The organism is Flavobacterium bomense (genome assembly GCF_003970355.1).
In genome coordinates this window covers 13,484-24,779 of the sequence record NZ_RYDJ01000011.1, presented here as the reverse complement: position 1 = coordinate 24,779, position 11,296 = coordinate 13,484, and the positions used below count along the sequence as shown (strand labels likewise).

General features: G+C 33.9%; 6 protein-coding genes. 1 reads left to right on the top strand and 5 read right to left on the bottom strand.

Features of this window, described 5'->3' with window-relative positions; genetic code table 11:
- Nucleotides 1-14: 14 nt before the first annotated feature.
- The 3 genes from EKL98_RS10255 to EKL98_RS10245 all read right to left on the bottom strand — a co-directional run bounded on the left by EKL98_RS10255 (nt 15) and on the right by EKL98_RS10245 (nt 8,442).
- Complete coding sequence (locus EKL98_RS10255; protein WP_126562226.1) at nt 15-3,050, bottom strand: SusC/RagA family TonB-linked outer membrane protein; 3,036 nt, start codon at nt 3,048-3,050, stop codon at nt 15-17.
- A gap of 732 nt (nt 3,051-3,782) precedes the next feature.
- On the bottom strand, nt 3,783-5,333 hold the full coding sequence (locus EKL98_RS10250; RefSeq protein ID WP_126555187.1) for a RagB/SusD family nutrient uptake outer membrane protein: 1,551 nt from the start codon (nt 5,331-5,333) through the stop codon (nt 3,783-3,785).
- Between the two features lie 4 nt (nt 5,334-5,337).
- A complete protein-coding gene (locus tag EKL98_RS10245) occupies nt 5,338-8,442 on the bottom strand; it encodes a SusC/RagA family TonB-linked outer membrane protein (RefSeq protein ID WP_126462036.1) in 3,105 nt (1,034 codons plus the stop codon).
- Nucleotides 8,443-8,641: 199 nt separating this feature from the next.
- Here EKL98_RS10245 and EKL98_RS10240 point away from each other — a divergent pair, with 199 nt between their 5' ends.
- Nucleotides 8,642-9,301 carry a ribonuclease HII gene (locus EKL98_RS10240; protein ID WP_126562336.1) on the top strand — a complete coding sequence of 220 codons (660 nt, stop codon included), beginning with the start codon at nt 8,642-8,644 and terminating at the stop codon, nt 9,299-9,301.
- A gap of 25 nt (nt 9,302-9,326) precedes the next feature.
- On the opposite strand, the gene lipB is transcribed toward EKL98_RS10240, so the two are convergent.
- Together lipB and EKL98_RS18430 are read right to left on the bottom strand one after the other, a co-directional pair.
- Nucleotides 9,327-10,058 (bottom strand): lipoyl(octanoyl) transferase LipB, encoded by a 732-nt coding sequence (gene lipB / locus EKL98_RS10235; protein ID WP_126562224.1) that lies wholly within the window; start codon nt 10,056-10,058, stop codon nt 9,327-9,329.
- Nucleotides 10,059-10,978: 920 nt separating this feature from the next.
- A complete protein-coding gene (locus EKL98_RS18430; RefSeq protein WP_255416231.1) occupies nt 10,979-11,113 on the bottom strand; it encodes a hypothetical protein in 135 nt (44 codons plus the stop codon).
- Nucleotides 11,114-11,296 lie beyond the last annotated feature (183 nt).

The following is an 11,296-nucleotide window of genomic DNA, read 5'->3' as shown; positions in this document are numbered from 1 at the left end:
TAAGATTTTATAAATTAAAATTTCAAATCTACCCCAAAAGTAAATTGTCTGGCAGTTGGGTATTGGTATACATCACTAGCTCTTGAACTTTCAGGATCAAAACCTTGCCATTGTGTGATGTTAAATAAGTTTTCACCTTGCAAAGTGAAAGAGAGATCAGTCAAGAATGTTTTAGCTAAAAATATTTTTGGCACTCTGTATCCGATTTGAGCATTTCTAAGCCTAACATAAGAAGCATCTTTGATAAATCGATCTGAAAGATTTTGAGCCGAAATATTTCCAGCTCTTAAAGAAGGAACATCAGTAGCTGTATTCGTCGTTGTCCAAGCGTTCAACAAATCATCCGTTACATTAAATGTACCAATATTACCTGGACTGTACAAGTTAGATAAATCGAAATCATAACGCACAACATCTTGAGCAAAAGTAAAAGTTGATGACACGAAGAACCCTTTATAGTCAAAATCAAACCCAAAACCACCTTGATACTTTGGAACATTGTTTTTACCTAATGGCTTTCTGTCAGCTGCTACTGGAGTTTCTGTTGGGTTACCATTTATGTCTTGAAATAATAAATTACCATTTACTGGATTAACTCCTAAATAATGATACACAAAAGGTTCTCTGATGCTACCTCCGTTCTGAGTAATCAAATTCCCCGTAATAATTCTTCCATTATTTGCTATAATTCCACCAACGCTATTGTCATTACTAGATCCGTTAGCACGAACTGTTAATCGTAAGTCATTGGTTCTAACAACATCATATCCAATACTTAATTCAAATCCTTTGTTAACAATAAAAGCATCTGAATTTTTCGTAAGCGATGTTGCTCCTGTTGAAGGCACTAATGGTTCACTTATAAATAAGTCAATTGTTTTTTTATTATAATAATCAAAAGACCCTCTAATTCTGCCTCTTAATAGTTCAAAATCAACACCTACGTTATACTGTTCAGTAGTTTCCCATTTCAACGCAGGAAAACCAAGGTTAAGATTATATCCAGTACCATTATTGTAAGCGTTATTTGAACCTGGATAAATATCTGCAAATGCGGGAGGATTTATTCCTGCGAAAATAGTACCATCTACAATTCTCTGATTTCCAGAAGTTCCTATTGATCCTCTAAGTTTCAAAACATTAATAAAATCTAATGATTGCATGAACTCTTCTTCATCTATATTCCATCTACCACCTAAAGACCAGAAATTATTAAATTGATTTTCTTCAATAAATCGACTGCTTCCATCAATTCTATAGGAAGCAACAAGTCCATATCTACTATTGAAATCATAATCAAATGTTGTGAAATAAGAAATCAAATCATTTCTCAATTGAGAGGCTGAAATAGTAGGCACGTAGAAATCATTTGCTGAAGTATCCGAAATATAACCCGCTCCTGTATTAGGTACAAAAAGTTTTGGATCCAAGCCTCTTTGTCTAATATTATTCGACGTTAATCTTGAATGATTGTACTCAGACGCTGCAGAAACATTAAACGTATGTTTCCCAAACGTTTTATTATAATCCAACATAAACAAATTATTGAATAAAAACTCTCTTCGTTCATTGATATCCTCAAAACCACCAAAAACTTGACTAGGAGCTAAAAACAACAACGCATTAAATGATCCTGGAAATTCCGCTTGATGAAATCTATTTTGCAACAATTGTCCTGAAGTTCGTACTCTACCCGTTAGTCCATCAACAAACTCATAAGAAAGCTCCGTTGCCAGATCAATTCTGGTTTCCTGAGTACTATTTTGATACGTTTTCAATTTATCAACCAACATCAGTGGCGTATACAACAATGTACCATTAGCCTGATACAAACTGAATAATTGTGCAGAATTTTGATATTCATTAGGAGAAACATAAGGCGCACCTAAATAAGCCCCAGTTACATAATTTCTATTAATAGCACCTTCTCCTAAGTTCGTTGCTTCATTATTTCTTGAATGTCCAAAAGCTGAATTTACAGAGAATTTAAATTTCCCATCATCTGACTTTCCATTCAAATTATTTCTTACTGTAAACCTTTTAAGACCTGTAGATTCTAAAACCCCCTCTTGATCAAAGAAACTGGCCGAAGTAAACGAATTTATGTTTTTACCATTATTCTCAATACTAAAATTGTGGTTTGTAGAAGTCCCTTGGTTAAAAAAATAATCTACCCAATTTGTATTAATATTATACGCATTAATCTGAGCATCTGTTAACGTAGATCCACGACCCGCTCCGAAATTCTTCTCAATTTTTAACAATTGTTTTGAATTGGCATAAGAATATCTTGGAGTTTGTAAATCATTAATACCAAATTGTGAAGAATATCTAAAAGTAGTTTTTGGTTCACTGTAACTTCCTTTTCTTGTTGTAATAACAATTACACCATTAGACCCTCTAGAACCGTATTGAGAAATTGCAGCAGCATCTTTCAAAACGTCTAAGCTTGCAATATCATTTGGGTTAATCGATCTAAAGTTATCACTATTTGAAGGAAACCCGTCAATTACATACAAAGGATCTGTATTCCCATTGATTGTTCCTGCTCCTCTAATAATAACTGAAGATTTAGCTCCTGGCTGACCTGTACTTGCGGTAATATTAACACCTGCCAATTGTCCTTGAATTGTATTCAAAACATTTGCATTTGGTCGGTTTTCAATTGTTTCGCTGTTTACTGTGGCAGCTGCAGTTACGGCTGTTTTCTTTGTTACCGTTCTGTATCCTTGAACAACAACAGCCTCTAAAGTATTTCCGCCATCAATCATACTAACGTTGATTGAATTAGCAGTTCCTACCGTTCTTGAGACATTTTCCATGCCTATAAAACTAAACACTAATACCTCTCCAGCACTTACTCTGATAGAATATTTCCCGTCTAGATCCGTTTGTATTCCTCTTGTAGTTCCTTTGACTACGACATTCGCCCCAGGTAAGGATCCCGTGGCATCAGACACTACACCTGTAACAGTTTTCTCTTGTGCGAACACAAATTGCATTGACAAAGCCAACAGCAACGAAAAAATCCATTTGAATTTTGATCTCATATTAAATTTGTTTTTTGAATTAGTTATTTTACAAATTTCTTAATAATTTCTTAAAGAAACAAGCTTTTATAAAATTTAACATATTATATTTTTGACACCATTCCTTTTCAAAAAATAAACATACCAATGAAATTTAGTTATTATAACACTACAAACTGCGGATAATCACTTCAAAAATCTTATTTTTGTCAAAATTAATTTAATGTTAAGTCCTTTTTTTTAACGCCATATTTAGAAACTGGAGCGGATTTAATTATCAACAATTATTAGGTCCAAAAACTGAAACTATTCTTTAAATATGAGACTATTTGAATCTTGTATGCCTGAAACAGTTCAAAAGACACAAAAATCAAGGATTTTTTATCAAGACACTCGACATAGTAAACTTGACAACCTATTAGAAAAACCAAACAGAAAAGTTGATTTAAAAACTTATTGAAAAGACAAATTGGTCAAACTTTAATATCAGTAACAGATTTTTCATTTTGAGTGAACAAACCAAAACGAGCTTCATCTTGAAAACATAAGTTAACTTAGTTAAAATCACCTACCGTATTTAGTACTATTTCTATATTATATTTTCGTTTGGTATAACTCAATGAATTTTCTTATCAAATAAGCCATGAATTTTTACCTTTATAACGCTGAAATACTAAAAATCATTAAATAAAAAAACCTTCCACAATCAAAATGACTGGGGAAGGTTCTCTCTTGTTAAAATATGAATCTACATTACCAACCTGGATTTTGCTGACCAGCTAAAATTTTATTAGTTGTTGTTACCAATAATGGTATTGGCCATAAGAACCTAAAATCACTTCCTGGGATCGCAGCATTTGTTCTTGGGCCTGTATACGGTGTTCCCAAAGTAAATGAACCAGCAGGAGGATTACCATTAGCTAATTTAGAAGGAATTCCATCAATTGGAAACAAATCATCCCCTTGTAATCTGTGAATATCTGACCATCTTCTTCCTTCACAAATAAATTCTATTCTGCGTTCTTTTAATATTGCACCAACTAAATCTTTTGCTGTTGCAAAACTTGCTGTAGTATAAGTTTGAGTAGATGGAACAGCTAATGATCTATTTCTTACTCTATTCAACTGTGTCAAAGCTGATGTTAAATCCGGCGAAGTTTTTCTAGCATTAGCTTCTGCCATATTCAAAAGTACTTCTGCGAAACGAATTACTGGAGCGGGATCAGTTGAATTTGTAATATCAGTATATTTGTTTGTTAAAACATTACCCGCATTGATCGTTGTCATCACACCATTCTCTCTTCTTTTATCATCATTTAACCACATCGCGTCTCTCCAAATGATTGGACTAATACAAATTAAAGCTCTATTTTTATACATTGACGCAAGTGAACCGTTGACACCAGGGTTTTGACCAGCTGTGGCACCATGTTGAATTGAAAAAATAGTTTCAACATTCGTACCTAACGTAAAAGCACCGGCTGGAGTTGGAGCTAAAGAAAGAGCAGATAATTTCGACCCTTCAACTACAACATTATCCCAATCTCTTTTTTGCAGATACACTCTAGTTTTAAAAGCGATAGCAGCTTCTTTTGTTGCTCTAAATTTATTAGTGCCAATGAGGTTGCTCTCAGCAAAATTCAAATCAGCTAAAACTTTAGCATAGCACTCCGCTACTGAATTTCTTCCTTGCGCTTTTTCGCTCTCTACTTCCGCGTCAGTATCAACACCTACCTCTCTGTATGGTAGACCAGGGTGACTAGCACCGACAGTAAAATTGTAAGGCCTTGCGAAATAATTCAACATTTCAAAATGTGTTATTGCTCTTAAAAATCTTGCCTCCGCTATGTAACTATTTCCAAGCTGAGCTGTAATAACATTTTTACTTACAGCATCAGTTACACCTTCAATAATTAGATTACATCTGTTAATTAATCGGTAACCATCAACAAAATAATAGGTGTTGTTTGCCGTACCAGCATCGTATGTACCTGTATATGTTAACTGATAAAATCCGGCTAAATTAATTACATCTTCTCCTCTATTATCTCCTTGCTGAACAAAAGCTGCACCCCAGATATAACCTCGACCACTATTCGGATTGTTTGCTGTATTATTAAAAATACCAACCGAAGCCGCGTTATACATACCGTTCATTGAAGCCGTTATCAAAGTAGGTGTTGTGAATGCAACATCAGACGCTACCGCATTTATAGGAGTTAGTTCCAATATTTTCTCATCTGAACAAGAAAACAATCCCATTACTAGCATTACACTAGTTACTATTTTTATGTATTTTTTCATTTTTTTATAAATTTACGTTAATACCAATTGAAAAAATTCTTGCTCTTGGTGTACCGTTTAAATCAACTCCAGAAGTTTCTAATTCTGGATCTAATCCTTTGTATTTCGTTATTAAAAATAAATTTTGTACCTGAGCTGACAATCTCACTCCTTCAACGCTTATTTTTTCGGTTAAAATTTTTGGAAACGAATACCCTAAACTTATGTTATCTAAACTAATAAAGTCTGCATCTTCTACAAAACGAGTTGTTAGATTACTTGCTTGGTTAATAAATGGATTTTGGTTAGCAACTAATCTAGGCGTAACTCCGTCACCAGGATTTGTTGGACTTTGCCATCTACCAAGGATTTCTGTGCTATTGTTGCTTAAACCTAAATTAAGTAAATCTCTTCTAGTACCATTAAAAACTTTGTTTCCACCACTGAAACGAATCAAGAAGCTAAAATCAAAATCCTTATAGCTCATTCTAGAATTAAATCCACCAAAATAAGTAGGAAGTGAATTTCCCTGAATCTTTTTATCGGCTTGTGTTAAAGACGATGCAACGGATACATTTGTGGGATCGGCTGGATTAAATACTTTGTAATTAGCTGTTGCGATATTTCCTTGAACCAAGCTACCATCAGCTTTATAATAGACCGGATTACCGTTTGCAGCGTTTACACCCCAATATGTAAATCCATAAAGTGAGTTTAATGATTCACCTTCCCGAATAATGATATTTGGCTGAATATTTATATCTCCTGAGCTTCCACCAATGATATCTGCACCATTATTTGGCAAATTGTAAACTTTATTTTTCTGTAAGGTTAAATTTGCATTGACATTCCACTTGAAATCTTTAGTGTTTATAACACTATAATCTACTCCAAATTCATACCCTTTGTTTAATACATTTGCAGCATTTCTATCTATTGCATTTCCTGGAACGCCTAATGAAGGATCTATCGGAAACTGAAGTACTACATCTTCAGAGGTATTCTTGAAATAATCAAAGTTTAAAGTCAAACGATTATTAAATAAAGACAAATCTACTCCATAATCAATTTTAGTACTTGTTTCCCATTTTAAATTTCTGTTTGCAAAAGTTGTAAATGCGATACCATTGTTTGGTCCATAAAATGAAGGAGAATATGTACTCAAATAAGGATAATTACTTCTTCCCACATTTGTGTTACCCGTTAAAGAGTAAGACCCTCTGATTTTGAATTGAGAAATGACACTTTTAAAATTTTCCATAAAACTTTCATTCGCAATATTCCAACCTCCAGAAACACCAGGAAAACTTTGGTAGCGAATATCTGAATTAAATTTCGATAGTCCATCACGTCTTATAGTACCTTGAACAAAATATTTTTCTTTATAATTATAACTTGCTCTTCCAATATAAGAAATAATACCTTCTTCGCTGACACCACCCCCTGATTCTTGAGTACCAAAAGCCCCTGTTACCACATTTTCATTAAAAAATGGATCAGTTATATTGGTACCAGTACCAAAAAAACCTTCATTTCTCTCTTTTTGAGCTTCATAAACTGCTGTCAAAGATAAATTGTGATCATCACTAAATGTTTTATTGTAGGACAAAACATTTTGAACATTCCAACGAGTTAAAGTATTATTATTATTACTTAATCGTCCATTAGTTCCACGTCCATCACCATGTAATGGATTCCAATATAAAAATCCGTTTGTTGAAGCGTTATCAACTCCAATTTGGAAACGATAATTTAAACCTTTAAGGATATCAGCGGATAAAAAAGCACTGGATATAATCCTAGTTACCTTAGATTCAAACTTGTTGTTTGCTAATACAAAGCTAATATTGGATAAATTATCCGTGGCTTGTGTAAGATTTGTACCTTGACCAATATTTCCGGATGCATTAAGGTTAAAACCTGTTGGGTTTGTTGCATCAAAAGGAGAAGTATTAGGCAACTGTCTTATTGCACTAAAGATATTTCCTGAAATAGAGTTCCTTCCTGTATTCAATCCGTAGGTATTAGTTTTGGTAACCCCAATATTAGCCCCAGCTGTTAACCATGACGTTACTTCATGTTCTAGATTTGACCTAAGAGAATAACGATCTAAACTGTTTGACTTCGCAATACCATCTTGAGTAGAGTAACCTAAAGACATGAAATATCTAGTCTTGTCAGAACCTCCACTAAAAGACAGAGAATGATCAGTTTGAACAGCCCCTTTATTCAGAACCTGACTTTGCCAATCAGTATCAAAATTACTCCCAGCTGCCCACGCCGCTTGACCTGCATTTAGTCTTTTTTCGTTATTTATAACTAAAAAATCAGCCGTTTTAAGTAAATCAAATCTTTTTGTTGCTGAAGCAAATCCAGTAACATTACTGTAAGAAACTTTCATTGTTCCTTTTTTACCTCTTTTAGTAGTAATTAAAATCACACCGTTTGCAGCTCTAGAACCATAAATTGCAGTCGCAGCACCATCTTTCAAGACTTCGAAAGACTCTATATCGTTAGGATTAATATCGGCCAAACCATTGGTATCAGCAGAACCTCCAATATCTCCAGAGTAAATTGGTAAACCATCCACTACATACAAAGGTTGAGTACCACTATTAATGGTAGCCACACCTCTAATTCTAACCCTCGGCGCTACACCCAAAATCCCGTTTTGTGTAGTAACTTGCACACCTGCAGCTCTTCCTGCTAATTGACTTTCAAAACTAGGTGTAATTAGACCTTTTATAGCTTCTCCACTAATGGAGGAAATCGAACTAGTAAGGTCTTTCTTTTTCTGAACACCATAACCTACAACAATAACCTCTTCTAGGGTATTATCTGCTTGTAACATTTTAATGTTAACTGTGGATGAAGCTCCAATATTTGCTGTCATATCTTTCATACCAACAAATGAAAATACTAAAACTTCCCCATTACTTCCTTTAATGGAATATTTACCATCAAAATCTGTTTGTGTGCTTCTATTTGTTCCTTTAATAATAACATTCACTCCAGGAATAGGTCCTGTAGCATCAGACACTACTCCTGTAACGGTCTTTTCTTGTGCGAACACAAATTGCATTGACAAAGCCAACAGCAACGTAAAAATCCATTTAAATTTTGATCTCATATTAATTTGTTTTGAATTAGTTATTTCACAAAAATCTTAATAATTCTTTAAATAAACAAGCTTTTATAAAATTTAACACTTTGTGTTTTTGACACCATTCCTCTTCAAAAAATAAACATACCAATGAAATTTAGTTATTATGACACTACAAACTGCGGATAATCACTTCAAAAATCTTATTTTTGTCAAAATCAATTTAATGTTAAGTCCTTTTTTTTTAACGCCATATTTAGAAACCGGAACTGATGAGGCCGGTCGGGGTTGTCTGGCGGGCCCCGTGACTGCAGCAGCCGTAATACTACCTGCGCATTTCCAAAATGAGTTATTAAATGACAGCAAACAATTGTCTGAGAAAATAAGAGAAAAATTAAAACCTATTATAGAACAAGAATGTGTTTCATTTGCCGTAACCCATCTGGAACCGTTGATTATTGACCAAATAAATATTTTGAACGCCTCCATAAAAGCAATGCAGGAAAGTATTTTAAAACTAAATCCAAGACCTGAATCCATTATTGTAGACGGAAATACTCTATTGATTCCTAAGGGTGGGATTAAAAATCGCGGAGGAAAGATTTTTACCGATGCTGAAATTGAAATCCTACATTCGATTCCGAATACCAGTATCATAAAAGGAGATTCAAAATTTATGAGTATTGCCGCCGCTTCCGTATTAGCAAAAACGTATCGGGATGAATATATGAATCGGATTCATGAGGAATTCCCAATGTACAATTGGAAACAAAATAAAGGATATCCTACCAAAGAACACCGGGAAGCCATTCGGAAATATGGGGTTACAAAACACCACCGAATGACATTTCGTTTGTTGCCGGAACAGTATTGTTTTGATTTTTGAATTTAGATTGCTTCGCCAGTTCGCCTTACAGGCTCGTGTAACGATTTTTGAGTGCAGGTTTCTCAAAAGTGGCATCAAAAAGAATGGCAAAATGTTTCAGGATTTTTTCTTTGACTTCTTGTTCATTCACTTTGGCTACGCCTAGTTCTACGTTCAAAGAAGTTACGGCTTTACCGCGAATCCCACAGGGAATAATATTGTCAAAATAACCCAAATCAGCATTTACGTTTAAAGCAAATCCGTGCATAGTGACCCAACGGGAAGCGCGAACGCCCATTGCACAAATTTTTCTGGCAAATGGTGTTCCTGCGCCTAACCAAACGCCGGTTTCGCCTTCGCTTCTGCCACAAACAATTCCATATTCTTCAAGGGTAAGAATAATAGCTTCCTCCAGAAACCGTAGGTATTTATGAATATCCGTAAAAAAATTTTCTAAGTCTATAATAGGATACCCTACGATTTGTCCAGGTCCGTGATAGGTAATATCGCCACCACGATTGATTTTATAAAAAGTAGCTCCTTTAGCTTCCAATTGTTTTTCAGACAAAAGTAAATTACTTAAATCACCACTTTTGCCTAATGTATATACATGCGGATGTGCTACAAAAAGGAAATAATTGGGTGTTTGTAAACTCGTTTCTTCTCTCCTATTTTTAATTTTTAAGTCAACTATTTCTTTGAACAATTCTTCTTGGTATTCCCAAGTTTCTTTGTAACCTTTAGTTCCTAAATCTTGAAGTTGGATGTTTTTATTCATGTGTCATTGCGAGGAACGAAGCAATCCTATTTCGTTCACTTATTTTTGAATGACAAAGGTACAACGTTTTGAGTTTACTGTTTTTTCCTATAAGGTTTTTTTTCAAACCTTGCAGGTATGATATAAAATTATGAATCAAAAATAATTAGTCTCGGACTTGAACTAATTTCGATGTTTTATCATTGCGCCAAAAAAGTCACCTACAAGATTTGAAAAAACCATTGAAGGATTAACTCATATTTCTGTCAAGTTGAGCGCAGTCGAGACTAACCAAATGAGTCTCGACTGCGCTCGACTTGACCATAAGGCGATTATTTAAGTTCAATATTATTATTCCAAAACAACTTCAAGATTTATACTCACCGGATTTTTAAACAATCTGTGATTAGAAATTGCATTTCCATTGCTTTTTTGTCATCGCTTATTTTTGAATTTATATTTGAACCCGATTTTATTTTTCGAGGAAAATGATATTTCAAAATAAAATTTTGAACGGCTTTAAATTTATGGAAGCGTATTTTTAATCTTTCAATTTCTTCTTGTTGCTTTTTTAATTCTACTGCGTCTGTAATTTTGACAATTCTTTTAAAAGTACTTCCATCAAAAGTAAAGCTAACACTATAATAATGTTCTTCGGCAACCAATGCATAATTATTTTCTATATCATCCGCCTATTCTTCGGTTTTGTATAAATCAGCAACTTCGGCTATTGTATTAAATTTTTGACTGATTATTATGCAAAAATCTTTCTCGAAGGAACTTTTCTTACTATGGACTTTTACCGTAGTAATTTTTTTAAAAATGGCTTTTTCGGATGCTGGTAATTTGGAAAACGTCTCGGAATTTTTGGTTATCAGATCTTTAAAAACATAAGTTGTATCAAGAAAAACGTCTTCTTTGGAGTGATTTTCAGCTATAAATTACATACAACGATGTTCATCGCGGAGTAATTCTGTTTCAATTTCTCCGGTTCCGTCTTGGTTTAGACAAATGGTTTCTGTTACTTGGCAACTGATCAAAAATAATACTAAAAGCAGTAAATCGTGTTTTTCCATTTGGTAATTTAAAATACTTATTGGTTTCTATATATGTTATTTGTACTATTTTTCATGTTGATTTAAAAAAATAAAAGTCGTAGCATAGCCCCGATAGCAGTGGCATCCTTTTTTTCTTGTTTTTTTTTGAACAAGGAAAAAAGATAGAACGAATAGCGGGACGGATCGTCTTGAAGAAACAAA

Coding starts and splice junctions, on each gene's coding strand:
- EKL98_RS10255 (WP_126562226.1), bottom strand. CDS start 3,050: ATGAGATCAAAATTCAAATGGATTTTTTCGTTGCTGTTGGCTTTGTCA.
- EKL98_RS10250 (WP_126555187.1), bottom strand. CDS start 5,333: ATGAAAAAATACATAAAAATAGTAACTAGTGTAATGCTAGTAATGGGA.
- EKL98_RS10245 (WP_126462036.1), bottom strand. CDS start 8,442: ATGAGATCAAAATTTAAATGGATTTTTACGTTGCTGTTGGCTTTGTCA.
- EKL98_RS10240 (WP_126562336.1), top strand. CDS start 8,642: ATGTTAAGTCCTTTTTTTTTAACGCCATATTTAGAAACCGGAACTGAT.
- lipB (WP_126562224.1), bottom strand. CDS start 10,058: ATGAATAAAAACATCCAACTTCAAGATTTAGGAACTAAAGGTTACAAA.
- EKL98_RS18430 (WP_255416231.1), bottom strand. CDS start 11,113: ATGGAAAAACACGATTTACTGCTTTTAGTATTATTTTTGATCAGTTGC.